We start from the raw sequence: 23,615 nt of genomic DNA, 5'->3' as shown, positions 1-23,615 counted from the left end.
GCCTGAGAGCAGCCGCCATGTCCACACTCGATCACACCCCAGTCGCCGTTCCATCTTCCATCACCATCACCCGTCCGGATGACTGGCATCTGCACCTGCGCGACGGCGCCGTCATGGCCAGCGTGCTGCCGCACAGCGCGCGCCAGTTCGGCCGCGCCATCGTCATGCCGAACCTGAAACCGCCCGTCACCACCACGGCCGATGCCAGCGCCTACCGCGAGCGCATCCTGGCCGCCGTGCCGCAAGGCGTGAACTTCGATCCGCTGATGGTGCTGTACCTGACGAACAACACCTCGCCCGACGAAATTCGCCGCGCGCAGGACAGCGGCATCGTGCAAGCTGTGAAACTGTATCCGGCTGGCGCCACGACGAATTCCGATCTGGGCGTGACGGATCTGAAGAATTGCTACAAGGTGCTCGAAGTGATGCAGGAAGTGGGCATGCCCTTCCTCGTGCACGGCGAAGTGACGGACCCGGAAATCGACATTTTTGACCGCGAAGCCGTCTTCATCGAGCGCGTGATGCGTCCGCTGCGCAGCGCCTTCCCGGCCCTGTCCGTCGTGTTCGAACACATCACCACCAAGGATGCGGCGCAGTACGTGGCCGAAGCGGAAGGCCCGATCGCCGCCACCATCACGGCGCATCATCTGCTGTACAACCGCAACGAGATTTTCAAGGGCGGTATCCGCCCCCATTACTACTGCCTGCCTATCCTGAAGCGCGAAGAGCACCGCCTGGCCCTGATGACGGCCGCCGCCAGCGGCGACGAGCGCTTCTTCCTCGGCACGGATTCGGCGCCGCATGCGCAGGGCGCCAAGGAAATGGCCTGCGGCTGCGCCGGTTGCTACACGGCCCTGCACGCGATGGAAATGTATGCGGAAGCGTTCGAACGGGCCGGCGCGCTCGATAAACTGGAAGCGTTTGCCAGCTTCCACGGCCCGGCCTTCTACGGCGTGCCGCGCAACACGGACACTATCACCCTGAAGCGCGAAAGCTGGACCTTGCCAGCCTCGCTGCCGCTGGGCGACAGCCATGTCATTCCGCTCAACGCGGGCGAGCAGATCAACTGGAAAATGGTCTAAGCGTTCATGCTGCCATCGATAGACTGGACCCGCCCCTGGTTTGCCACGGTGCTGCCGGCGCGACGGCAACTGGATCTGCAGCGCGACACGGTGATTGCCGCGCTGAACGCACGGGCGCGGGCGCTGGACTTGCGCAATCCCACTGGCTTGCCGCTGGCTTTCGTGCCGCAAGCGGACCTGCCCGAAGGCGTGGCTTACGAAGAGTTCATCGGCGCGACGGGCGGCGTGCCCACGCGCGACAATCTGCACGATTTTTTCAACGCGCTCGTGTGGCTCACCTTCCCCCGCATCAAGCGGCAATTGAACGCGCTGCAGGCGGCGCAGATCGCCCTGTCGGGCGTCGGAAAATCGCGTGGTCCCGCGCGCGATGGCGCGACGATCTTTGACGAGAACTCCGCCTTGCTGGTGCTGCGCGACAGCGACGCGGGGCGCGCGCTGGACGCGGCCTTGCGCGGGCACGACTGGCGCAGCGCCTTCATCGCGCAGCGCGACAAATTTGGCGCGGGCGGCGACGCCGATATCTGGTTGTTCGGCCACGCGCTGATGGAAAAACTGGTAGCGCCGCGCAAGGCCATCACGGCGCATACGCGCGTGATCTTTGCCGGCGACGCCTACTTTGCGCTCGACGATGCGGCACGCCGCGCCTGGCTCGACGAGCGGGTGGCGCAAGACCTGGCTCAGCAAGGCCTCACCACGGCGGACTTCACGCCACTGCCCGTGCTCGGTTTGCCCGGCTGGTGCGAAGGCCAGGACGACGATTTTTACAATGACGCGGCGGTGTTCCGCCCGAAGCGCAAGGTGGCTGGCGCAGAAAGAGATCAATAGCATGGAAAATACCGTCCGCTGGGGCATCCTCGGCACCGGCAAGATCGCCCGCGCGATGGCCAATGGCTTGCGTGACGCGCCCGGTGCGCAACTGGTGGCGGTCGCCTCGCGCAGCGAGGCTGGCGCACAGGCTTTCGGCGCCGAATTCGGCATCGGGCGTTGCCACGGTTCCTACGAGGCGCTGGCCATGGACCCTGACGTGGACGTGATCTACATCGCCACGCCGCACACCCTGCATGCTGAAAATGCCTTGCTGTGCCTGGCCGCCGGCAAGCACGTCGTGTGCGAAAAGCCGTTCACCATGAATGCGCGCGAAGCGCAGGCCGTGGTTGATCTGGCGCGCGACAAAAAACTGTTTTTGATGGAAGCCATGTGGAGCCGCTTCCTGCCCGCCGTGCAGGAAGCGCAGCGCATCATCGCCAGCGGCGAGATCGGCGTACTGCGGCAGGTGCAGGCCGATATCGGCTTCGTCGCCAATTTCCCGCCCGAACACCGCATGTTCAACCCGGAACTGGGCGGCGGTGCGTTGCTCGACGTGGGCATCTATCCGCTGTCGATGGCGGCCTTCTTCCTCGGGCCTGTATCGCAGGTGCAGGCGCTGGCCGAGATGGGCGCCACGGGTGTCGATGAGCAGGTCGTGTTCTCGCTGCTGCACGCGGGCGGCGGCACCTCGTCGTGCGCCTGCAGCCTGCGCGCGCAGACCCCCACGGAAATGACCATTTCCGGCAGCCTGGGACGCATCCGCCTGCCCAGCCGCTTTTACAAGCCCGATCAGCTGATCGTCGAAACGATGGATGGCGCACGCCGCGTCGTTGCCGCGCCGCACCTGGGCAATGGCTATGCGCATGAGGCCATCGAAGCGATGCGCTGCATCCGCGCCGGCCTGCTGGAAAGCCCCCTCATGCCGTACGCCGACAGCGTGGCGCTGATGCGCAACCTTGACACCATGCGCGGCCAGATTGGCCTCGTCTACCAAGCCGACCAGGCGTAAACAGGAACCCCATGACATTGCACTCATCCCGACCCAGCCTGAAAACTGTTCTCATCGCCAGCGGCGTCGTCCTGACCCTGGCGATGGGCGTGCGCCACGGCCTGGGCTTCTGGATGCAGCCGATCTCGCAAGCGAATGGCTGGACGCGCGAAACGTATTCGCTGGCGCTGGCCATGCAAAACCTGATGTGGGGCGTCTTCGGCCCGTTCGCCGGCATGGCGGCCGACCGTTTCGGCACCATGCGCGTCGTCATCGTCGGCGCCATCAGCTACATGGCGGGCCTCGTGTGGATGGCGCTCGTCACGCAGCCGACCCTGTTCATCGTCGGTTCCGGCGTCTTTATCGGCCTGGCGCTGGCCTGCACGGCGTTTGGCGCCATCAGCGGCATCATCGGCCGCAGCGCGCCGCCCGAGCAGCGCTCGTGGGCCTTCGGTATTTCGTCAGCGGCCGGCTCGTTCGGCCAGTTCCTGATGATGCCCGTCGAGCAGCAGCTGATTTCCGCCGTGGGCTGGCAAAACGCCTTTTATGTGCTGGCCGCGCTGGTGCTGCTGGCCATGATCCCGATGGCCTTTTATTTGCGCGAGCCGCCCGTCTCGCACACCAGCGGCCCGCAGCAAAGCGTGGGCGCCGCCTTCAGCGAAGCCATCGCCAGCCGTTCGTTCTGGCTGCTGCTGGCCGGGTATTTTGTCTGCGGTTTCCAGCTCGTCTTCATCGGCGTGCACTTGCCGGCCTACCTGAAGGACCAGGGTCTGATGAATCCGAACATCGCCGTCACGGCGCTGGCGCTGATCGGCCTGTTCAACATCGTCGGCTCCTACTACGCGGGCAAACTCGGCGGCAAGATCGCCAAGCGCTACCTGCTGTCGGCCATCTACGTGACGCGCGCCGTGGTCATCACCGTGTTCCTGCTGGCGCCATTGTCGGCGTGGTCCGTGTACCTGTTCGCCGCCGGCATGGGCGTGCTGTGGCTGTCGACCGTGCCGCTGACGAACGGCATCATCGCCGGCATCTTCGGCGTGAAGCATTTGTCGATGCTGGCCGGGATGGTGTTCTTCTCGCACCAGGTGGGCAGTTTCCTCGGGGCGTGGCTGGGCGGCTATCTGTACGAGCACCAGGGCAGTTACCACATCGTGTGGATGATCACCATCGGTCTGGGCTTGCTGGCCGCGCTGATCAACCTGCCCATCGACGAGCGCGCCGTCAAGCGCGTGGCGGTGGCCGCGTAATGGCCAGTTGGCGCAAATGGCTGTGGCGCCTGGCTGGCGCCGCGCTGCTGGCCATTGTCTTCCTGGCCTATCTGCGGCCCGACTTCATGCTCGACCTGGCGAACCGCTTCTGGATGTGCATGTAGGCTGCGCGGGCGCAATGCGGTTTGCGAAAAGTCGGATTACGCTATGAGTCGGATTACGCTACGCTAATCCGACCTACCCGACCTGCCGCAGTATTTTCGCGTAGGTCGGATTAGGCCGAAGGCCGTAATCCGACAACACCCGAAAATAAACAATACCAACGGCGCTTAGGCCAAAGGCCGTAATCCGACAACACCCACGAAACCATGCGATACCGACGCGCATCCCAGCCAGGCGGCAGCTTTTTTTTCACGGTGGTGACGGCCCACCGCCGGCCTGTTTTTGCCACTGCCACGGCCGTGGATTTGCTGCGCGACGCTTTCCGCGCCGTGCGCCATAAACGGCCATTCGCTATCGATGCCATCGTCATCCTTCCTGATCACCTGCATTGCATCTGGACCTTGCCGGATAGTGATGCCGATTTCATGACGCGCTGGCGCTTGATCAAGACGTGGTTCAGCAAGCGCTGCGATCTTGAAAATGTCTGGCAGCAGCGGTATTGGAAGCACGTCTTGCGTGACGAAAGCGACTTCGCAAACCACGTCGATTACATCCACTACAACCCCGTCAAGCATGGTCTTGTGAGTAAAGTCATCGATTGGCCGTATTCCAGTTTTCACCGGTATGCAAGGCAGGGATGGTGTGCTGCGGATTGGGGCGGGGATGGTGTGGATGTGGCGGGTGTCGGGCGGGAGTAGGCGGGGTCAACAATGTTGTCGGATTACGCTACGCTAATCCGACCTACTGTTTGCGTCGTGAGTAGGTCGGATTAGCGCAAAGCGCGTAATCCGACATGCAATGTAAGAGCTACACCTTCAAAAATTCCTCTTTCCCACCGAGCCAGCGCGCCAGGTGCGCTTCCACGGTGGCCGCTGCGGCCGTCGTGGTGGCGTGCAGCAGATCGTGCGCCACGTCGCGGGCCTGGTCTACCAGCCATTGATCCGTTTCCAGATCGGCGAAGCGCAGCATGGCCTGGCCGGACTGGCGCGCGCCGAGGAATTCTCCGGGGCCGCGGATTTCCAGGTCGCGGCGCGCGATTTCAAAACCGTCCGTCGTCTCGCGCATGGTCATCAAACGCTGGCGCGCCACGCCGCCCAGGGGACCCTGGTACAGCAGCAGGCAGACGCTGGCCGCCGTGCCGCGGCCCACGCGGCCACGCAGCTGGTGCAGCTGCGACAAGCCGAAACGCTCGGCGTGCTCGATCACCATCAGCGAGGCGTTCGGCACGTCGACGCCCACCTCGATGACGGTGGTGGCCACCAGCACGTGGATATGGCCGGCGATGAACGCATCCATCACTTCCTGCTTTTCCGCCGGTTTCAAGCGGCCGTGCACGAGGCCGACCTGCAGCGCAGGCAGGGCTTCGGCCAGCATCATGTAGGTGTCGGTGGCCGTCTGCAGCTGCAGCGCTTCCGACTCCTCGATCAGCGGGCAGACCCAGTACACCTGCCGGCCTTCCAGTGCGGCCGCATACACGCGGGCGATGACTTCGTCGCGCCGGTTCTGGTCGATGGCGCGCGTGACGATGGGGCTGCGTCCGGGCGGCAGCTCGTCGATCACCGACACTTCCAGGTCGGCGTAATACGTCATGGCCAGGGTGCGCGGGATCGGCGTGGCCGACATCATCAGCTGGTGCGGCACGGCCGCGCTGTCGCCCTTGTTGCGCAGGGTCAGGCGCTGGCCCACGCCGAAGCGGTGCTGCTCGTCGACGATGACCAGGCCCAGTTTGGCAAACAGCACGTTATCCTGGATCAGCGCATGCGTGCCGATCACCAGTTGCGCTTCGCCCGATTCGATCAGGGCCAGCGCCGCCGTCTTTTCCTTTTTCTTCAGGCTGCCCGTCAGCCAGGCCACCTTCACGCCCAGCGGCTCCATCCAGGCGGCGATCTTGCGGAAGTGCTGTTCCGCCAGGATCTCCGTGGGCGCCATCAGCGCGGCCTGGTAGCCGCTGTCGATCGCCTGCGTGGCGGACAGGGCGGCGACGACCGTCTTGCCGCTGCCGACGTCGCCCTGCAGCAGACGCTGCATCGGATACGGCTGGTGCAGGTCGGCGCGGATTTCTTCGAGCACGCGCGCCTGTGCGCCCGTCAGCTTGAAGGGCAGGGCGGCGCCGAAGGCATTCGACAGGGTGCCGACGATGGGCAAGGAGGCCGCGCCTTTCGAGCGGCGCGCGCGCTGGGCGCGTTTCAGCGACAGCTGCTGCGCCAGCAGCTCATCGAACTTCATGCGCACCCAGGCCGGGTGCGAGCGGTCCATCAGCGCGCTTTCATCGATGTCCTGCGGCGGATAGTGCAGCAGGTGCACGGCGGCGCGGAACGGCGACAGCTGCATCTGACGCAGCAGCTCGTCCGGCAAGGTGTCTTGCCAGTCGATGCGGCGCATGGCGTCGGCGATCTCGCGCCGCAGCACGTGCTGCGACAGGCCTTCGCCGGACGGGTACACGGGCGTCAGGGCCGTCGGCAGCGGCGCGCCTTCGTTGACCACCTTATACGTCGGGTGCACCATCTCGGCGCCAAAAAAACCGTGTTTGAGTTCGGCGCGCGCACGCACGCGCGTACCTTCGGCCAGCTGCTTGACCTGACTGCCATAAAAATTCATGAAGCGCAGCAGCAAATTGCCCGTTTCGTCGGCGATCGTCACCAGCAATTGCTTGCGCGGCTTGAAATTGACTTCGCACTTGGTGACGATGCCCTCGACTTGCCACGACTCGCCACCGCGCAGGCAGGCGTCGCGTATGGTGTAGACCTTGGTCTCGTCCTCGTAGCGCATCGGCAGGTGCAGCACCAGGTCCATATCCGTGCGCAAGCCCAGTTTGGCCAGCCGGCTTTCCGTGCTGACCACTTTTTTGACGGCTTTCGGCTTGGCGGCCGGCTTGGCTGCGGGAGGAAGATCGGGCTTGGGTTCGGACATATCGGAGATTTTTGTGCCGCTAGCGTAAAATAGAGGGTTGTCCGGCACACCCTGTGCGTACCGCGGTTGTAAATTGTTGCGGCGGATTATTGTAATGCCTGTATAGGCGCACAGTATAGTGCCAGATGTTCCATTGCGCACTCCTAATCATTTTTGACGTACTTTTGAAGCAAAACGCATGTATTCGCTTTCCGATTTCGATTTTAATTTGCCGCAAGAAAACATTGCGCAAACTCCGTTGGCCGAGCGCAGCGCCTCGCGCCTGTTGCATCTGGACGGCGACGCCCTGGTCGACCGCAGCTTTGCCGACATCGTCGGGCTGTTGCAGGCGGGCGACCTGCTGGTGATGAACGATACCCGCGTGCTGAAAGCACGCTTCTTTGGCGTCAAGGAAAGCGGTGGCAAGATCGAGGCGCTCGTCGAGCGCGTACTTGATGAGCGCACCGTGCTGGCCCAGGTGCGCGCGTCGAAGTCGCCGCCGCCCGGCTGCCGCATCCGCCTGGCCGATGCCTTCGATGTGACGGTCGGCCAGCGCGCCGGCGAATTCTTCACTTTGCACTTCGAGGCCGACGTGTTCGAGCTGATCGAGGCGCATGGCCGTTTGCCGCTGCCGCCGTACATCGAGCACGATGCGGACGAATTCGACGAGACGCGCTATCAGACGGTCTTCAACAAGGTGCCCGGCGCCGTCGCCGCGCCGACGGCCGGTCTGCATTTCGACCAGGCCCTGCTCGATCAATTGAAGGCCAAGGGCGTCAACTTTGCCTATGTGACCCTGCATGTGGGCGCCGGCACCTTCCAGCCCGTGCGCACGGAAGTGCTGGCCGAGCACAAGATGCATACCGAGTGGTACACCATGCCGCAGGAAACCGTCGACGCCGTGCGCGCCGCCCAACTTGCCGGGCGCGACGTGGTGGCCGTCGGCACGACCAGCCTGCGCGCGCTGGAATCGGCCTCGCAAAGCGGCCAGTTGGTGGCGGGCAGCGCCGACACGGCCCTGTTCATCACGCCCGGCTATGCGTTTAAAACGGTCACGCGTTTGATCACCAACTTCCATTTGCCGAAGTCGACCCTGCTGATGCTGGTGTCGGCCTTTGCCGGCTATGAGCCGATCCGCAGCGCCTACGCGCATGCGATCGCGCAGAATTACCGTTTCTTCAGCTATGGCGACGCGATGCTTCTCACCACGCAATCGCGCGCTCCGTTGAACCTTGATACTCCCGTGAAAGACTGACATGCTGGAATTTAAACTACTCAAGACCGACACGAGCGGCCTGACCAAGGCACGCCGCGGCACCTTGAAACTCAACCATGGTGTCGTGCAGACGCCGATCTTCATGCCAGTGGGCACTTACGGCTCCGTGAAAGCCATGTCGCCGCTGGAACTGAACGAGATCGACGCGCAGATCATTTTGGGCAACACGTTTCACCTGTGGTTGCGTCCAGGCAACACCGTCATGGAAAAATTCGGCGGCTTGCATGGCTTCATGGGCTGGAACAAGCCGATTTTGACGGATTCGGGCGGTTTCCAGGTGTTTTCGCTGGGCGCCATGCGCAAGATCACGGAAGAGGGTGTGCATTTCAATTCGCCCATCAACGGCGATAAATTGTTCCTCTCGCCGGAAGTGTCGATGCAGGTGCAGCGCGTCTTGAATTCCGACATCGTCATGCAGTTCGACGAATGCACGCCATACGAAATCCAGGGCCGCCCGGCTACCATCGAGGAAGCGGCCAAGTCCATGCGCATGTCCTTGCGCTGGGCGCAGCGCTCGAAGGACGAGTTCCACCGCGGTGAAAACCCGAATGCGCTGTTCGGCATCGTGCAGGGCGGCATGTTCGAAATGCTGCGCGACGAGTCCCTGGCCAAGCTCGAAGAGATCGATTTTCCCGGCATCGCCATCGGCGGCCTGTCCGTCGGCGAACCGAAGGAAGACATGATGCGCATGCTGGCCCACGTGGGCCCGCGCCTGCCGGCCAACAAGCCGCATTACCTGATGGGCGTGGGCACGCCGGAAGACCTGGTGGCGGGCGTCTCGAACGGTATCGACATGTTCGACTGCGTCATGCCGACGCGTAACGCCCGCAATGGCTGGCTGTTTACCCGTTTTGGCGACATCAAGATCAAGAACGCCAAGTACAAGGAAGACCAGGCGCCGCTCGACGAGACCTGCAGCTGCTACGCCTGCCGCAATTTTTCGCGCGCCTACCTGCACCATCTGCACCGCTCCAAGGAAATCCTCGGCGCGCGCCTCAATACCATCCACAACCTGCATTACTACCTGGACTTGATGCGCCAGATGCGCGAGGCACTGGACGAAGACCGTTTCCACGCGTTTACGCTGCAATTCCACGCGGAACGCGCACGCGGAACTTAAGAAATCCTTAGCTTGCACCCTGGCGGCAGCATGGCCGGAAGTTTTGTGTATTGGTGCTTGGACTGGGGCGATAAAGCATTGCATAATGCTTTTTTAGCCCCATTTAAAGTTGCCATGGCTGCAATTCGGGTTATGACGTATAGCCAATGCTAGAATACAGCGCTATTTTTTCAAACTGATTAGAACTGGAGTCACCGTGTTTTTCATTTCCAACGCTTATGCGCAAGCCCCAACCGAAGCCCTGGGCCTCGGCGGCAACCTGACCAGCTTCCTGCCGCTGGTATTGATGTTCGTGGTCATGTATTTCCTGATGATCCGCCCACAGCAAAAACGCGCCAAAGAACAACGGGCGATGATGGACGCGCTGGCCAAGGGTGACGAAGTCGTCACCGCCGGCGGCATGCTGGGCCGTGTTGTCAAGGTAGTGGACGCTTACGTCACCATCGAAGTGGCGGCCGGCACCGAAATCACGGTGCAAAAGAGCTCCATTACCACCTTGCTGCCTAAAGGCACCCTGAAGGCACTGTAATTCCTCGCTGTCATTGCCTCGGCAATGATAGACCCGGGGCGGCTATCCGCCGCCCCTCGGGACGCCTCCGACGCTCAACACTGAACGCTGAATCACTATGAATCGCTATCCTGCCTGGAAATACATCATCATCGTCGTCGCCTTATTGCTGGGCGCACTTTATACGGCGCCCAATTATTTCGGTGAATCACCGGCGCTGCAAGTAACCAGCGGCAAGTCGACCGTCAAAGTGACGGGCGATCTGATGACGCAAGTCGAGCAAATATTGACGAAAGAAAACGTCAAGTCGGAAGGTGTCACCATGGATGGCGCCGGCAACCTCGCCTCCGTGCGCGTGCGTTTCGCCGATCCCGATACCCAGTTCAAGGCGAAACTGGTGCTGGAAAAGGACCTCAATCCCGATTCCACCGATCCCGCGTACATCGTGACGGTCAACCTGCAAGCCAATACCCCGATGTGGATGCAAAAGCTGCATGCCTTGCCCATGTTCCTGGGCCTGGACTTGCGCGGTGGCGTGCACTTCCTGATGCAGGTCGATGCGAAAGCCGTACTGAACAAGAAAGTCCAAGGCGTCCAGTCCGCTTCGCGTAGCGTGTTGCGCGACAAGAATATCCGCCACGCCGGCATCGAGCGCGTGGGTGACAGCGTGCAGATCAACTTCCGTGACGCGGAAACGCGCCTGAAGGCAAAGAATGTCTTGTCCGACCAGATGACGGAACTGGCGTTCGCCGATGCGGGCGAAGGCAGCGACCTGAAACTGAACATCACGCTGAAACCGGCCGCCCTGAAGGCGACCATCGACGAAGGCGTGAAACAGAATATCTCCACCCTGTCCAAGCGCGTCAACGAGCTGGGCGTGGCCGAGCCGCTGATCCAGCAGCAAGGTCCTGACCGCATCGTGGTGCAATTGCCTGGCGTGCAGGACGTGGCCCGCGCGAAAGCCATCATCGGCCGCACGGCGACCCTGGAAGTGCGCCTGGTCGATGAAAGCATCGTGCCTGGCACCGAACTGTCGAGCGCCATTCCATTCAACTCGGAACTGTTCACCGTCGGCAAGGGTGTCCCTGTCGTGCTGGCGAAAGACGTGATCCTGACGGGCGACTATATCTCCAGCGCCACGGCCAGCTTCGACCAGAACCAGCAAGCGGCCGTATCGATCGACCTGAACGGCGACGGCGGCCGCAAGATGCGCGAAGCGACGCGCGAAAGAGTCGGCAAGCGCATGGCCATCGTGCTGTTTGAAAAGGGCAAGCCGGAAGTGCTGTCGGTTGCCACCATCCAGCAGGAACTCGGTTCGCGCTTCCAGATCACCGGCATGGGCGGCGCGGAAAACGCGAATGAACTGGCGCTGCTGCTGCGCTCGGGCGCCCTGTCCGCACCGATGACCGTCATCGAAGAACGCACGATCGGACCGCAACTGGGCGCGGAAAACATCGCCAAGGGCTTCCACTCGACCCTGTACGGTTTCATCGCCATCGCCATCTTCATGATCGCCTATTACATGCTGTTCGGCGCCTTCAGCGTGCTGGCCCTGGCGGCCAACCTGCTGTTGCTGATCGCCTTGCTGTCGATGATCCAGGTGACGTTGACCTTGCCCGGTATCGCCGCTATCGCGCTGGCGCTGGGCATGGCGATTGACGCCAACGTGCTGATCAATGAACGTATCCGCGAAGAGCTGCGCGCCGGCAATACGCCGCAAGCGGCGATCGCCGCTGGCTTCGACCGCGCCTGGGCCACGATTCTCGACTCGAACGTGACCACCCTGATCGTCGGCCTGGCATTGCTGGCCTTCGGCAGCGGTCCTGTGCGCGGCTTCGCTGTCGTGCATTGCCTGGGTATTCTGACCTCGATGTTCTCCTCCGTGTTCGTCTCGCGCGGCGTGGTCAACCTCTGGTATGGCCGCAAGAAAAAGCTGACGACCTTGTCGATCGGCACGGTGTGGGTGCCGGGCGCGAGCAAATAAGCGACGGCCCGACTTACCGAATAGCGTCAACAGCGATAGCGTCCGGAGGCACAGCCGCCGGACGTACAGAATAGAACTCAGAGGATTTCATGGAATTTTTCCGGATCAAAAAAGATATTCCCTTCATGCGCCATGCGTTGATTTTCAACGTCATCTCGGCCGTGACCTTCCTTGCCGCCGTCTTCTTCCTGTTCCACAAGGGCTTGCACCTGTCCGTGGAATTCAAGGGCGGTACCCTGATGGAGGTGAAGTACCCGAAAGCGGCCAACCTCGAAGGCATACGCGGCACCCTGATCAAGATGGGCTACGAAGAGCCGGGCGTGACCAGCTTCGATACGGCGCGCGACGTGATGATCCGCCTGCCGGTGGAAAATGGCGTCAGCGCCGCGAACACCTCGCAGCGCGTGTTTGACGCGCTGTGCAAGGCCGAGCAGGGCACGACCAAGGGCATCGATACCGTCACCGACAAGGGCGAGCATGTGCTCAAGAACGCCTGCATGGATGCCGCCGGCAATGAAGCGGTGGTACTGCAGAAGGTCGAATTCGTCGGTCCGCAAGTGGGCGAGGAACTGAAGCAGAATGGCTTGAACGCGCTGGTGATGGTGATTCTGGGCGTGATGGCTTATCTGGCCGTGCGCTTCGAATGGAAATACGCTGTCTCGGCGATTATCGCCAACTTGCATGACGTGGTCATCATCCTGGGCTTCTTCGCTTTCTTCCAGTGGGAATTCTCGCTGACGGTACTGGCGGCGATCCTGGCGGTGCTCGGCTATTCCGTCAACGAATCGGTGGTGATCTTTGACCGTATCCGCGAAAACTTCCGCAAGCAGCGCAAGGCAACCGTGCATGAAGTGATCGACAGTGCGATCACCAGCACCATTTCGCGTACCATCATCACCCACGGCTCGACCCAGATGATGGTGCTGTCGATGCTGGTCTTCGGCGGGCAGACCCTGCACCACTTCGCACTGGCGCTGACCATCGGTATCTGCTTCGGTATTTACTCGTCCGTGTTCGTCGCGGCCTCGATCGCCATGTGGCTGGGCGTCAAGCGCGAAGACTTGATCAAGCCGGTCAAGGAAAAAGACGAAACCGACGGCGCCGTGGTGTAAGCGCAGGGTTTTTTGCAGCTTGAATGAAGAACGATCACCGTTTGCGGTGGTCGTTTTTTTTTGTGGTGGATGACGATGAAGCGTTTTTTATGCGTAGGTATGATGGCGGGCGTGACGGCATTGGCCGGCGCCGCCGATTTCAGCCGCACTGGCAACGATAGCATCACCATGCGCGGCCCGGTCGCCGAGGGGGACGTGGACAAGCTGCGGCGGCTGGCCACGCCGGACACCAGGCTGTTGCGCGTCAATAGCGATGCTGGCGACGCGCAGGCGGCGATGCAGCTGGGACGCATGGTGCGCCAGCTGCGGCTCGATATCGCCGTCGACACCGTGTGCGCAGGCAGCTGCGCCCTGTACGTTTTTCCCGCTGCTCGCGGCAAGAGCATTCCGATGGACGCCGTGCTGGCGCTGCAGGAATCGGCCTTTTTGCGCGCGCAGGCGGACCGGGTGCAGCTGCGGCGCACCTTGGTCGAAGCGGGCGTGGCGACCGAGGACCTGGACAGTGAAACGCAAGCGCTGGCGGCTCAATTGGCAGAGACGGCGGCGCTGGAAGCGGCGTTTGCCGCGCAGCTGGGCATTGCGCCCGCCTTTTACCGCGACTTCCGGCAAGTGGCGGCGCAGGCTGAGAGCGTGCGCCAGCGCTTTCCCGACCAGGAGGCGGCCGTCTACTGGTGGCCGGCCGCCGCCCGCCTGCAGCACTGCTACGGCATTGCCGGCGTGGACGAGGGCACGCGCGCGGCGCGCCTGGCGCCAGACGGCTATCTGTATGTGCCTGCCTTGTCGGCCCTCGTCATGGGCGACCAGGCCTTGCAGGGCTGTCCATGAGCCGCAGCGGCCGTTTGTTCCTGCTGATGGACGCCATGCGCGCCAGGCGCGTGCCCGTCACGGCGGCCCAGCTGGCGCAGCAGCTGGGCGTTTCCGAGCGCACGATTTACCGCGATATCCAGACCCTGGCCGAACTGGGCGCGCCCCTGCAGGGCGAAGCGGGCATCGGCTATGTGCTGCGCCGTGGCGCCTTCCTGCCGCCGCTGATGTTCGGTCCCGATGAACTGGAAGCGCTGGTGCTGGGCGCGCGCTGGGTGCGCCGGCAGGGCGATGCGGGCCTGGCGCAGGCGGCCAGCAATGCCCTGGCCAAGATCGCGGCCGCCTCGCCGCGCGACCTGCGCGACAGCATGGCCGAGACCAGCTTGTGGGTGCCGCTGGGGCGCCCCGCCGATGGCACGCAGGCGGCCGACCGTTACGTGCAGCCCGTGCGCGAAGCGATCCGCTACGAACAGAAAATCACGCTCGCCTATCAGGATGAGCAGGGCAGCGCCACCTCGCGCACGGTGTGGCCGTTCGCGCTGGCCTTTTTCGAAGGCAAGCGCCTGCTGGCCGCCTGGTGCGAGCTGCGCGGCGATTACCGGCATTTCCGCATCGACCGCATCGCCAGCGTGCGGCAGCACGAGGAACGCTATCCCACGCGGCGCCACGTGCTGCTCGATGCCTGGCGCAAGGCGCACGAGATTGATCCGGAATCCTGATTTCGCTCCTGACAAAAACTGTCAGTGACGGCGACTACGATGGTGGCTTCCTCACTCACCGGAGCCATCTACCATGCGCCTGTACCACCACCCCATGTCCTCGAATGCCCGCCGTGCCCTGATGACGGCGATCCACCTCGGCCTGCCTCTGGAACTGGCCGTAGTCGACTTGATGAATGCGGACGACCGCCGCCGCCTGGGCGAACTGAACCCGAACGGCAAGGTGCCCGTGCTGGCCGATGGTGATTTCCTGCTGTGGGAATCGTGCGCCATCATGCAATACCTGGCCGAGCAGGTGCCGGGTCAGACGCTTTATCCGCAGGCGCCGCAAGCCCGCGCCGACGTCAACCGCTGGCTGTTCTGGGCCGCGCAGCACTTCGCGCCGGCCATCAGCGTGCTGGCCTGGGAACGCGCCTGGAAGGGCATGACGGGTAATGGTCCGGCGGATCCGCTGGAAGAGGCGCGCGGCGAGCGCGACCTGCATGAGTGTGCCGTGGTGCTGGACGCGCATCTGGCGGGGCGCCGCTGGATCCACGGAGACGATGTGACCCTGGCCGATTTCGCCGTGGCCGCGCCGCTGATGTACAGCGAGGCCGTGCGGCTGCCGCTGGCGCAGTACCAGCATATCCAGGCGTGGTTTGCCCGTGTGCGGCAGCTGCGCGCCTGGCAGGAAACGGATGTGGAGCTGTTGCCGGGATAATCTGCGCGCTAAGTGTGCCAGCGCACGGAGCCGGCGCGGCGCAACGCATAAGATAGGGCTGTCTCTTTCAGGACATCCCTAGCTTTGGACTTTACCCGCTTTCGAGCGGGTTTTTTTTTTGAATAGCGGCTTGATAAATTGATAATCGCTGCGCAGATGGGATGCACCCCACTTCCAGCAGGTACGCCATGTTCATGCCACGCCATCCGAAACCCCTGTTGAGTACCAGGGCGGTCGCCACGCAAGTCGTCCAGCAAAAGCAGGGAACGCAGGCCATGGACAAGCATGTGCTGATCGTCGATACGCTCAAGCCGGCGGCGCTGCCGCCAGCGAGCAAGAAGCCTGCTGCCTAGTGCACCAGCACCTTCAGCAGCGACTGCACTTCATCGTCCGATTCTTCCATGATGCTCGACAAGGTCGCATCGTCGCCGATCACGCAATCGATGCTGCCGGCGGCGCGGGCGGCCCGCACGGCGATGGCGGCCGGGCTTTCGTTGAGGGGCGACGAGACGGGCGCCAGGTCATTCGCCAGCAGCAGGGTGTCGCCCAGCGATTCGGGCGGAATGGCGCGCAAGCCTTCCCACAGCGCACCGATGGCGCCCATCACCGCTTCCGGCACCTTCAGTTTGGCCAGTACGCCGTGGCCGATGGCCTGTTCGCCATGTTCGACCCAGTCTTCCGGTTCGCCGTCGAGGATGCCGGGAAATTCGGCCGCGCGCGACAGCAGATAAAAACCGCCCACTTCATGCATGATCCCGGCAAACAGGGCCGTATCGGGGTCCACCTTGGTGACGCGGCGGGCCAGTACCTGCGACAGGGCCGCCACGTGGGCCGTATGCTCCCACAGCTGGTTGGCCTTCGCTTGCAGCACGGGATCTGTGATGGTGCTGCCCAGCTGGCGCACGATCAGCGATGCCACCACCGATTGCAGGGTACGCACGCCGAGCCGCTGCACGGCGTTGCGCACGCTGGTGATTTCATTGCCGGAACGGTTGAACGCCACGGAATTGGCGATGGCCACTGTGCGCGCGGCCAGCAGCGGGTCGGCCTGCACCAGCTTGGCGGCGGCCTCGATATGGCAGTCGGGATCGGCCAGCGCCTCTTGCAGCTTGAGCGAAGCGTCCACATTGGCAGGAAAGGTCAGCTCGCCACGAGCGGCTTGTGCGGCGATGCTTTTAAAGGCGTCGAGTCTGTTCATTGAAAAAATTATACTCGCAATATTTCCGTACGGAACTTTTTAACCATGATCTTTTCGCAAACAGCTTAGCAAAAGGCAAGCAAAGCCCCGTAAACGGAAAAAGGCATGCCCCGGTATCGGCGGCATGCCTCTTTTGATAACGCGAGCGTTATCAGTCTGCTTCGCTAAATATCGCGTCGCAGCCTTCAACGAGCTCATCGCTGTCTTCCAGTTCATCCGTCAAGCCCAGGTCGAACAATTCCTCGACGGCGTTCATGAAGCTGTTGTGCTTGGTGGCGCCGATCAGGCGGTAGATTTCGCCGTCTTCGTTGCGCACGCCGATGATCAGTTTTTCCTGGCGCACCAGTTCCGGCGTGCTGGCGTTGAGCAGCAGGTTGCCGATGATCTGTTTATCGAAATGAGCAGGCTTTTTGCCTTCGAGCAGTGAGGTTTTCAACTTGGTTTCCTTTGTCTTGTTTGAATGTCTGTGCTTGGTGAATGGTCAGCCGTTGGCGATAGCCTGTTTCAAGCCCGCCAGGGTGCTTTCCAGACGTATGAAATCGTCTTCGGTATAGCCGTCGAACAGGCGCTGGCCCTGTTTTGTCAGCTTGGGGAACACGTCATGGAACACCTGTTCTCCCTCGCAGCTCAGGCGCACGTAATAGGAACGCTTGTCGCGTGGACAACGTTCGCGTATCACCAGCCCCTTTTGTTCCAGCCGGTCCACCACGCCCGTCAAGGTACCCTTGGTGATCAGGGTTTTCTGGCCCAGTTCCTTGTAGGACATGCCGGAGGTGTTGCCGAGCGTGGCGATGATGTCGAATTGCGCATGCGTCAAGCCGTACTGGCGCACGAAGTCGCCAGAAAACCGCTCGAAGCCTTGCATGCATTCGGCCAGCAGCCGGATACTTTTTAAATATCGTTCACCCATGGGGGTGATTATATCCTTCCGCCCCGCTTTTTTCCGCCGCGCCGGGATGCGCCCTTGCACGCGGGTCTCGATGGGGCGGAAGTCCGGTATCATGTGGGCAACTCAGCCCTTGCCCCTGGCCCGCCTCGCCGATGTCCTTCGCTAATCTTTCCCGTATCGGCCTCGACAAACCGTTGCGTTTGCTGCTGGTGCATGCCGGCGATGCCGAGTCGATCACCTGGGCCGGCCTGGTGCAGCCGCTGCGCCTGTGCGCGCGGGCGCTGGGGCCGGACGCCCTGCAACTGGACGTGCGCACGCCGGAACAGGTGGCCGCGCAGGGCGGCAACTGGCATATCGCGCTGCTGGTGGCCGACGAAACGGAAGCGCCGTTGCGCGCCGAGCTGTGCCGGGCCGTGATCGAACGCTGCCGTTCGGCGCCATTCTGGGGCGGCGTGGGCGCGGCCGTGCTGTGGCTGGCCGACGCGGGCGTCATGGATGGCGTGCGCATCGCCTTGCCGTGGGCCCTGTACGCGGATGCGGAAGCCAAGGCGGAACGCGCCATCCTGACGCCGCACCTGTTCGATATCGACGGCCCGCACATCACCTGTTGCGGCGGCGCGGCCAGCATCGACTTTTCGCTGACCCTGATCGAGACCATCTTTGGCGCCGACGTGCAGGCCCTCGTCAAGGAAGCGCTGTGCGTGGACAAGGTACGCGGCAAGGAAGAGCGCCAGAGGGTGGCCCTGCAGGCGCGTTTCGGCGTGCTGCAGCCGAAACTGTCTGAAGCGGTGACCTTGATGGAAGCCAATATCGAGGAACCGCTGTCGACCGACGACATCGCCAGTCTGGTGGGCCTGTCGCGGCGCCAGCTCGAGCGGCTGTTCAAGCAATACCTGGGCAGTTTGCCGTCGCGCTACTACCTGGAGTTGCGCCTGCAGCGCTCGCGGCAATTGTTGCTTGATACACATTATTCCATCGTGCAAGTCGGCCTGATGTGCGGCTTTTCCTCCGGTTCGCACTTTTCCACGGCCTTTGGCACCCTGTTTGGCAATACGCCGCGGGAAGAGCGGCAGCGCAAGCTCATGCCTCCCGCGTAATTAAGCAAGCCCGGCTGTGATGAATTGTGAAAATCCTTGTCGCAGATTCAAAAGAGTTTTAGCATCCCGCTTTTTATAATGCAGTACACACGTAGCTGTCGTAGCTGCGGAGTACCTAACATATTGATGGGGAAATGCTATGAATGCCAAGCTTGATTCGACCGTAACGGCTCGTCCAGTCACCCGGGAAACCTTTGACCAGGTCCTCGTTCCTACCTACGCCCCTGCAGCCATGGTGCCCGTGCGTGGTTCCGGTCTGGATCTGTGGGACCAGACCGGCAAGCATTACCTCGATTTCACCTCCGGCATCGCCGTCAACAGCCTGGGTCACTGCTATCCGGCCCTGGTCGACGTGCTGACCAAGCAAATCAATAATTTGTGGCATTTGGGCAACGGCTACACCAACGAGCCTGTCCTGCGCCTGGCGCTGGCCCTGACGGAAGCGACCTTCGCCGACCGCGCCTTCTTCTGCAACTCGGGCGCGGAAGCCAACGAAGCGGCCCTGAAACTGGCGCGCAAGTACGCGCACACCAAGTTCGGCGCGCACAAGTCGCGCATCATCTCGTGCTTCAGTTCTTTCCACGGCCGCACCCTGTTTACGGTCTCCGTCGGCGGCCAGGCCAAGTACACGGAAGGCTTCGAGCCGCTGCCGCCGTCGATCGACCACATCGCCTACAACGACATCGAAGCGGCGCGCGCCGCCATCGGCGATGACGTGTGCGCCGTGATCGTCGAGCCGGTACAAGGCGAAGGCGGCGTGGTGCCGGGCAATCCTGAGTTCCTCAAGGAGCTGCGCGCCCTGTGCGACAAGACGGGCGCCCTGTTGATTTTCGACGAAGTCCAGAGCGGCATGGGCCGCACTGGCGCGTTGTTCGCCTACATGGGCTACGGCGTCACGCCGGACATCCTGACGGCCGCCAAGGCGCTGGGCAACGGCTACCCGATCGGCGCCATGCTGACCACGAATGAACTGGCGCAGACCTTGGCCGTCGGCACCCACGGCACCACCTACGGCGGCAACCCGCTGGCCGCCACCGTGGCCTTGACCGTGCTGGACACGATCAACACGCCGGCATTCCTGGCGCGCGTGAAAGAAGCGAGCGTCAACACCATCGCCATGCTGCAAGGCTTGATCACGGATTACCCGCAAGTGTTCTCCATCGTGCGCGGCAGCGGTTTGCTGCTGGGTCTGGTAGTCAGCGATGCCTGGAAAGGCCGCGCGAAAGACATCCAGAAAGCGGCCGAAGCGCAAGGCTTGATGGTGCTGATCGCCGGCATGGACGTGGTGCGCCTGGCGCCGGCCCTGATCGTCTCGGACGAGCAGATCGCCGAAGCAGGCCGTCTGCTGCGCGTGGCCATCGACGGCATGCTGAAAGCCTGAAGCTAGCCCCGCTCCCTGTTTGATCACCGGCCCGCCGCTTTGCTGCGGGCCGGCTTGGTTCTACCCGGGTATTCAGCCCAAGTATCGTCAGCATTGAAGGAGTACCCATGTATGTTGTCCGTCCGGTAGAAATTGCGGATATCGCAGCCCTCGAAGCGCTGGCCGCGGTAACCATGCCGGGTGTCCATACCCTGCCGAAGACGCGCGAAAAAATCGCCGCCTCCGTCGAGCGCTCCATCGCCTCGTTTGCCGCCCATGTCGACATCCCCAGCGAAGAGTCGTATCTCTTCGTGCTTGAATCCCTGCTCGACAAGAGCATTGCCGGCACGGCCGCCATCTTTGCCTCGGCCGGCTCGAACGGCACCTATTTTTCCTTTCGCAACGACGTCATCCAGCAAGTCTCGCGCGACCTGAACATCAGCCACAGCGTGCATGCGCTGACCCTGTGCTCGGAGTTGACGGCGTACTCGCAGCTGTCCGGTTTCTATGTGCGCAACATGGAGCAGGCGGGCCTGGAAGCGGCCCTGTTGTCGCGCGCGCGGCTGCTGTTCGCCGTGCTGGCGCCGCACCGCTTCGGCGACCGCTTCTTCGTGCCGCTGGCCGGCATCACGGATGCCAACGGCCAGTCGCCATTCTGGGATGCGCTGGGCCGCAAATTCTTCCAGATGGATTTCCTCGATGCCGAAAAAGTCATCGGCGGCGCGCGCAATCGCACCCTGATCGTCGAACTGATGCCGCATTACCCCGTCTACGTGCCGCTGCTGCCCGGCGACGCGCAGGCAGCCATGGGCCAGATCCATCCGAGCGGCGAACTGGCATTCAATTTGCTGACGGAAGAAGGCTTTGAAGCCGACGACTACGTCGACATCTTCGATGGCGGCCCGATCCTGCAGGCGCACAAGCATGCGCTGCGCTCGTTTACGGGTTCGCTCACGCGCCGCGTCGTCGCAGGCGTCACGCCCAGCCGCACGGGCTTGAAAGTGCACTATGCGGTCGCTTCCGGCGCCGAACGCAATTTCCGCGCCGTGACCTTCGCCTGCGATGCGCTCGAAGCGCAGGACAGCGTCGGCTTGCCGGCAGACTTGCTCGAGGCGCTGGCCGTGGCCGAAGGCGACAGCGTCATTTGCGTGCGTATCTAAGGGAGTTAATTTTATGCTAGTAGTACGCGCCATCAACGCCAATGACCTCGATGCCCTGTATGGCCTGGCCAGCCAGGTCGGCACCGGCATGACCACCCTCAAGCCGGACATGAAAATGCTGGGCGACCGCTTGGCCATCGCCTGCGCTTCGTTCGCCGAAACCATCCCGCCCGAAAAGCGCGACTACATGTTCGTCATGGAGGATACCGATACGGGCCGCCTGGCCGGCGTGTGCGCCATCAAGGGTGCCGTGGGCCTGGACGAACCGTTCTATAACTACCGCATCGGCACCCTGGTCCATTCCAGCCGCGAGCTCGACGTGTTTACGCGCATGGAAACCCTGTACCTGTCGAACGACCTGACGGGCAGCACGGAACTGTGCTCGCTGTTTCTGCACCCCGATTACCGCAGCGGCAATAACGGCAAGCTGCTGTCGAAAAGCCGTTTTCTCTTCATCGCCCAGTTCCCGCAGCTGTTCACGGAAAAGCTGATCGCGGAAATGCGCGGCTACCAGGCACCGGACGGCAGCTCGCCGTTCTATGAAGGCCTGGGCCGCCACTTCTTCAAGATGGATTTCCACCACGTCGACGATTTGACGAGCCTGGGAAAAAAATCCTTCATCGCCGAACTGATGCCGCGCCAGCCGATGTACGTGGCCTACCTGCCCGACGAAGCGCAGGAAGTCATTGGCAAGGTGCATCTGAGCACGGCGCCCGCGCGCCGCCTGCTGGAGCAGGAAGGCTTGCACTTCGAAGGCTATGTCGATATTTTCGACGCCGGTCCCGTGCTGCAGGCGCGTGTCTCGGAACTGCGCGCCATGCGCGACAGCATGCCGGCCGTGCTCGACGCCGAGGCTGCGCCGGAAGTGTGCGGCGATGCCGCCCAGGCCGAGCCTTACCTGGTGTCGAACACCGACCTGAAAGATTTCCGCATGATCGTCACCAGCGCCAATCCGCACAGCGGCAAGATCGCGCTGGACGACGATGAACTGCATCTGCTGCGCTGCCATCACGGCGACACCGTGCGCACCTTGTCACTCAACCCGAGGAAGCATCCCCATGTCTAACGTATTGAATCCATCTACCGCAGCATCGAACTTCATCAACGGCGCCTGGCTGCCAGGCACGGGCCGTGAACTGCTCACCATCGATACGTCGAACGGCAAGCAGACCTGGGCCAGCCTGGAAGCGACGGAACACGAAGTCGAAGAGGCGTGTCAGGCCGCCCGCGCCGCCTTTGAAGCATGGGCCGAGACGCCCGTCGAAGAGCGCATCGCCATCTGCGTGCGCTTTCGCGAACTGCTGAAGGAGCATGCGGAAGCGCTGGCGCTGCTGATCTCGGAAGAAGTGGGTAAACCATTGTGGGAGTCGCGCACGGAAGTGGCCACCATGGCCAACAAGATCGATATCTCGGTGCAGTCGTATCACGCGCGCACGGGCATCACGCAAAGCAAGATCGCCGATGGCGACGCCGTGCTGCGCCACCGCCCGCATGGCGTGTTCGGCGTTTTCGGCCCGTACAATTTCCCCGGTCACCTGCCGAACGGCCACATCGTGCCGGCCCTGATCGCCGGTAACACCATCGTCTTCAAGCCCAGCGAATATGCGCCGCGCACGGCCATCAAAACCGTGCAGCTGTGGCAGCAGGCCGGCTTGCCGGATGGCGTGGTCAACCTCGTCAACGGCGGGCGCGATACGGGCGTGGCGCTGGGCGCCAATCCACACCTCGATGGCGTATTGTTTACGGGTTCGTGCCAGACGGGCATCAGCCTGCACCGCCAGTTCGGCGGCCAGCCGGGCAAGATGCTGGCGCTGGAAATGGGCGGCAATAACGCTTTGGTGGTGTGGGATGTGAAGGACGTGGACGCGGCCGTGCACCACGCGATCTTCTCTGCCTTTGTTTCGGCCGGCCAGCGCTGCACCTGCGCGCGCCGTTTGGTGGTACAAGATAATGCCGCCGGGGTGGCTTTTATAGCGCGCCTGGTGGAAGTGGCCGCGAAACTGGGCATCGGCGCGTCCGACGCCCAGCCGCAGCCATTCATGGGCCCAGTGGTCTCGAGCGCCGTGGCCGCGCGCCTGGTGCAGGCGCAATCGGACATGGTCGCCAAGGGCGGCACCACCTTGCTGCAGATGCGCCAGTTGAATCCCGAGGCGGGTTTTGTCACGGCTGGTATCGTCGATGTCACCAACGCCACCGGCATCCCCGACGAGGAATGGTTCGGCCCACTGCTGCAAGTGATACGCGTGGCCGATTTCAACGCGGCCCTGAAGGTCGCCAATGCCACCGAATTCGGCCTGGCCGCGGCGCTCCTGTCCGACGACCCGGCCCTGTGGCAAACCTTCCAGGTACGCGCGCGCGCCGGCATCATCAACTGGAACCGTCCGACCACGGGCGCGGCCAGCACGGCGCCGTTCGGCGGCATCGGCAAGTCGGGCAACCACCGTCCGAGCGCGTATTACGCGGCTGACTATTGCGCCTACCCGGTCGCCTCGATCGAGAACGGCGCGCTGGAAATGCCGGCCAAGCTGTCGCCCGGCCTGAATTTTTAAGGA

24 protein-coding genes are annotated in these 23,615 nt (G+C 62.7%); 20 read left to right on the top strand and 4 right to left on the bottom strand.

Annotation, left to right across the window (positions count from 1 at the left end):
- Positions 1 to 17 precede the first annotated feature (17 nt).
- The 6 genes from pyrC (at position 18) to KO539_RS09010 (ending at position 4,945) form a co-directional block, all read left to right on the top strand.
- Positions 18 to 1,082 (top strand): dihydroorotase, encoded by a 1,065-nt coding sequence (gene pyrC, locus KO539_RS09030; RefSeq protein WP_035822857.1) that lies wholly within the window; start codon positions 18 to 20, stop codon positions 1,080 to 1,082.
- Between the two features lie 6 nt (positions 1,083 to 1,088).
- Entirely contained in the window at positions 1,089 to 1,907 is an 819-nt protein-coding gene (locus KO539_RS09025; protein WP_219308483.1) for a DUF3025 domain-containing protein, read from the top strand.
- Position 1,908: 1 nt separating this feature from the next.
- Positions 1,909 to 2,898, top strand: a complete 990-nt coding sequence (locus KO539_RS09020; protein WP_219308481.1) for a Gfo/Idh/MocA family protein — start codon at positions 1,909 to 1,911, stop codon at positions 2,896 to 2,898.
- Positions 2,899 to 2,909: 11 nt separating this feature from the next.
- Positions 2,910 to 4,124, top strand: coding sequence for an MFS transporter (locus KO539_RS09015; RefSeq protein WP_219308479.1), 1,215 nt, complete (start codon positions 2,910 to 2,912; stop codon positions 4,122 to 4,124).
- Entirely contained in the window at positions 4,124 to 4,249 is a 126-nt protein-coding gene (locus KO539_RS30130) for a hypothetical protein (protein WP_257626147.1), read from the top strand. The genes KO539_RS09015 and KO539_RS30130 overlap by 1 nt, the downstream gene beginning before the upstream one ends.
- Positions 4,250 to 4,453: 204 nt before the next feature.
- A complete protein-coding gene (locus KO539_RS09010) occupies positions 4,454 to 4,945 on the top strand; it encodes a transposase (RefSeq protein WP_219308477.1) in 492 nt (163 codons plus the stop codon).
- Positions 4,946 to 5,054: 109 nt separating this feature from the next.
- Here the strand turns inward: KO539_RS09010 and recG are convergent, their stop codons facing one another.
- On the bottom strand, positions 5,055 to 7,157 hold the full coding sequence (recG, locus tag KO539_RS09005) for an ATP-dependent DNA helicase RecG (RefSeq protein WP_219308475.1): 2,103 nt from the start codon (positions 7,155 to 7,157) through the stop codon (positions 5,055 to 5,057).
- 178 nt (positions 7,158 to 7,335) lie between these two features.
- Between recG and queA the strand changes: the two genes are divergently transcribed.
- The 9 genes from queA (at position 7,336) to KO539_RS08960 (ending at position 15,712) form a co-directional block, all read left to right on the top strand.
- The gene (gene queA / locus KO539_RS09000) at positions 7,336 to 8,391 is read left to right on the top strand and encodes a tRNA preQ1(34) S-adenosylmethionine ribosyltransferase-isomerase QueA (RefSeq protein WP_099376222.1); all 1,056 of its coding nucleotides are present in this window, start codon (positions 7,336 to 7,338) and stop codon (positions 8,389 to 8,391) included.
- Position 8,392: 1 nt separating this feature from the next.
- Positions 8,393 to 9,532, top strand: coding sequence for a tRNA guanosine(34) transglycosylase Tgt (tgt, locus tag KO539_RS08995; RefSeq protein WP_035822848.1), 1,140 nt, complete (start codon positions 8,393 to 8,395; stop codon positions 9,530 to 9,532).
- Positions 9,533 to 9,728: 196 nt separating this feature from the next.
- Positions 9,729 to 10,061 (top strand): preprotein translocase subunit YajC, encoded by a 333-nt coding sequence (gene yajC, locus KO539_RS08990; protein WP_035822846.1) that lies wholly within the window; start codon positions 9,729 to 9,731, stop codon positions 10,059 to 10,061.
- Positions 10,062 to 10,158: 97 nt separating this feature from the next.
- Positions 10,159 to 12,024, top strand: a complete 1,866-nt coding sequence (secD, locus tag KO539_RS08985) for a protein translocase subunit SecD (RefSeq protein ID WP_219308474.1) — start codon at positions 10,159 to 10,161, stop codon at positions 12,022 to 12,024.
- Between the two features lie 89 nt (positions 12,025 to 12,113).
- A complete protein-coding gene (gene secF / locus KO539_RS08980) occupies positions 12,114 to 13,136 on the top strand; it encodes a protein translocase subunit SecF (protein ID WP_219308472.1) in 1,023 nt (340 codons plus the stop codon).
- Between the two features lie 75 nt (positions 13,137 to 13,211).
- Positions 13,212 to 13,961, top strand: coding sequence for a hypothetical protein (locus KO539_RS08975; RefSeq protein WP_219308470.1), 750 nt, complete (start codon positions 13,212 to 13,214; stop codon positions 13,959 to 13,961).
- Positions 13,958 to 14,659, top strand: coding sequence for a YafY family protein (locus KO539_RS08970; RefSeq protein ID WP_219308468.1), 702 nt, complete (start codon positions 13,958 to 13,960; stop codon positions 14,657 to 14,659). The genes KO539_RS08975 and KO539_RS08970 overlap by 4 nt, the downstream gene beginning before the upstream one ends.
- A 73-nt stretch (positions 14,660 to 14,732) precedes the next feature.
- Complete coding sequence (locus tag KO539_RS08965; protein WP_219308466.1) at positions 14,733 to 15,359, top strand: glutathione S-transferase family protein; 627 nt, start codon at positions 14,733 to 14,735, stop codon at positions 15,357 to 15,359.
- A 188-nt stretch (positions 15,360 to 15,547) separates the two neighbouring features.
- Positions 15,548 to 15,712, top strand: a complete 165-nt coding sequence (locus tag KO539_RS08960) for a hypothetical protein (protein WP_219308711.1) — start codon at positions 15,548 to 15,550, stop codon at positions 15,710 to 15,712.
- Here KO539_RS08960 and KO539_RS08955 read toward each other — a convergent pair.
- The 3 genes from KO539_RS08955 to KO539_RS08945 all read right to left on the bottom strand — a co-directional run bounded on the left by KO539_RS08955 (position 15,709) and on the right by KO539_RS08945 (position 17,467).
- Positions 15,709 to 16,557 (bottom strand): HDOD domain-containing protein, encoded by an 849-nt coding sequence (locus KO539_RS08955; RefSeq protein WP_035822834.1) that lies wholly within the window; start codon positions 16,555 to 16,557, stop codon positions 15,709 to 15,711. The genes KO539_RS08960 and KO539_RS08955 overlap by 4 nt on opposite strands.
- 151 nt (positions 16,558 to 16,708) lie before the next feature.
- Complete coding sequence (locus KO539_RS08950) at positions 16,709 to 16,993, bottom strand: hypothetical protein (protein WP_219308464.1); 285 nt, start codon at positions 16,991 to 16,993, stop codon at positions 16,709 to 16,711.
- A gap of 45 nt (positions 16,994 to 17,038) precedes the next feature.
- Positions 17,039 to 17,467, bottom strand: a complete 429-nt coding sequence (locus KO539_RS08945; RefSeq protein ID WP_176389670.1) for a MarR family winged helix-turn-helix transcriptional regulator — start codon at positions 17,465 to 17,467, stop codon at positions 17,039 to 17,041.
- A gap of 131 nt (positions 17,468 to 17,598) precedes the next feature.
- Here KO539_RS08945 and KO539_RS08940 point away from each other — a divergent pair, with 131 nt between their 5' ends.
- From KO539_RS08940 to astD, 5 genes are all read left to right on the top strand, one after another.
- A complete protein-coding gene (locus tag KO539_RS08940) occupies positions 17,599 to 18,543 on the top strand; it encodes a GlxA family transcriptional regulator (protein WP_099761864.1) in 945 nt (314 codons plus the stop codon).
- A 139-nt stretch (positions 18,544 to 18,682) separates the two neighbouring features.
- Positions 18,683 to 19,924 (top strand): acetylornithine/succinylornithine family transaminase, encoded by a 1,242-nt coding sequence (gene astC, locus KO539_RS08935; protein ID WP_219308462.1) that lies wholly within the window; start codon positions 18,683 to 18,685, stop codon positions 19,922 to 19,924.
- A 107-nt stretch (positions 19,925 to 20,031) separates the two neighbouring features.
- Positions 20,032 to 21,063 carry an arginine N-succinyltransferase gene (locus KO539_RS08930; RefSeq protein WP_219308460.1) on the top strand — a complete coding sequence of 344 codons (1,032 nt, stop codon included), beginning with the start codon at positions 20,032 to 20,034 and terminating at the stop codon, positions 21,061 to 21,063.
- Positions 21,064 to 21,076: 13 nt separating this feature from the next.
- Positions 21,077 to 22,129, top strand: a complete 1,053-nt coding sequence (gene astA / locus KO539_RS08925) for an arginine N-succinyltransferase (RefSeq protein WP_128141652.1) — start codon at positions 21,077 to 21,079, stop codon at positions 22,127 to 22,129.
- Positions 22,122 to 23,612, top strand: a complete 1,491-nt coding sequence (gene astD / locus KO539_RS08920) for a succinylglutamate-semialdehyde dehydrogenase (RefSeq protein ID WP_219308458.1) — start codon at positions 22,122 to 22,124, stop codon at positions 23,610 to 23,612. The genes astA and astD overlap by 8 nt, the downstream gene beginning before the upstream one ends.
- Positions 23,613 to 23,615 lie beyond the last annotated feature (3 nt).

The organism is Janthinobacterium sp. NKUCC06_STL, assembly GCF_019345455.1.
Lineage (GTDB): Bacteria > Pseudomonadota > Gammaproteobacteria > Burkholderiales > Burkholderiaceae_D > Janthinobacterium > Janthinobacterium rivuli.
This window is presented reverse-complemented; position numbering and strand designations above follow the sequence as displayed.

What these genes read in the sequence shown, in the direction of transcription:
- pyrC (WP_035822857.1), top strand. Translation starts at nt 18, where the DNA reads ATGTCCACACTCGATCACACCCCAGTCGCCGTTCCATCTTCCATCACC.
- KO539_RS09025 (WP_219308483.1), top strand. Translation starts at nt 1,089, where the DNA reads ATGCTGCCATCGATAGACTGGACCCGCCCCTGGTTTGCCACGGTGCTG.
- KO539_RS09020 (WP_219308481.1), top strand. Translation starts at nt 1,909, where the DNA reads ATGGAAAATACCGTCCGCTGGGGCATCCTCGGCACCGGCAAGATCGCC.
- KO539_RS09015 (WP_219308479.1), top strand. Translation starts at nt 2,910, where the DNA reads ATGACATTGCACTCATCCCGACCCAGCCTGAAAACTGTTCTCATCGCC.
- KO539_RS30130 (WP_257626147.1), top strand. Translation starts at nt 4,124, where the DNA reads ATGGCCAGTTGGCGCAAATGGCTGTGGCGCCTGGCTGGCGCCGCGCTG.
- KO539_RS09010 (WP_219308477.1), top strand. Translation starts at nt 4,454, where the DNA reads ATGCGATACCGACGCGCATCCCAGCCAGGCGGCAGCTTTTTTTTCACG.
- recG (WP_219308475.1), bottom strand. Translation starts at nt 7,157, where the DNA reads ATGTCCGAACCCAAGCCCGATCTTCCTCCCGCAGCCAAGCCGGCCGCC.
- queA (WP_099376222.1), top strand. Translation starts at nt 7,336, where the DNA reads ATGTATTCGCTTTCCGATTTCGATTTTAATTTGCCGCAAGAAAACATT.
- tgt (WP_035822848.1), top strand. Translation starts at nt 8,393, where the DNA reads ATGCTGGAATTTAAACTACTCAAGACCGACACGAGCGGCCTGACCAAG.
- secD (WP_219308474.1), top strand. Translation starts at nt 10,159, where the DNA reads ATGAATCGCTATCCTGCCTGGAAATACATCATCATCGTCGTCGCCTTA.
- secF (WP_219308472.1), top strand. Translation starts at nt 12,114, where the DNA reads ATGGAATTTTTCCGGATCAAAAAAGATATTCCCTTCATGCGCCATGCG.
- KO539_RS08975 (WP_219308470.1), top strand. Translation starts at nt 13,212, where the DNA reads ATGAAGCGTTTTTTATGCGTAGGTATGATGGCGGGCGTGACGGCATTG.
- KO539_RS08970 (WP_219308468.1), top strand. Translation starts at nt 13,958, where the DNA reads ATGAGCCGCAGCGGCCGTTTGTTCCTGCTGATGGACGCCATGCGCGCC.
- KO539_RS08965 (WP_219308466.1), top strand. Translation starts at nt 14,733, where the DNA reads ATGCGCCTGTACCACCACCCCATGTCCTCGAATGCCCGCCGTGCCCTG.
- KO539_RS08960 (WP_219308711.1), top strand. Translation starts at nt 15,548, where the DNA reads ATGTTCATGCCACGCCATCCGAAACCCCTGTTGAGTACCAGGGCGGTC.
- KO539_RS08955 (WP_035822834.1), bottom strand. Translation starts at nt 16,557, where the DNA reads ATGAACAGACTCGACGCCTTTAAAAGCATCGCCGCACAAGCCGCTCGT.
- KO539_RS08945 (WP_176389670.1), bottom strand. Translation starts at nt 17,467, where the DNA reads ATGGGTGAACGATATTTAAAAAGTATCCGGCTGCTGGCCGAATGCATG.
- KO539_RS08940 (WP_099761864.1), top strand. Translation starts at nt 17,599, where the DNA reads ATGTCCTTCGCTAATCTTTCCCGTATCGGCCTCGACAAACCGTTGCGT.
- astC (WP_219308462.1), top strand. Translation starts at nt 18,683, where the DNA reads ATGAATGCCAAGCTTGATTCGACCGTAACGGCTCGTCCAGTCACCCGG.
- KO539_RS08930 (WP_219308460.1), top strand. Translation starts at nt 20,032, where the DNA reads ATGTATGTTGTCCGTCCGGTAGAAATTGCGGATATCGCAGCCCTCGAA.
- astA (WP_128141652.1), top strand. Translation starts at nt 21,077, where the DNA reads ATGCTAGTAGTACGCGCCATCAACGCCAATGACCTCGATGCCCTGTAT.
- astD (WP_219308458.1), top strand. Translation starts at nt 22,122, where the DNA reads ATGTCTAACGTATTGAATCCATCTACCGCAGCATCGAACTTCATCAAC.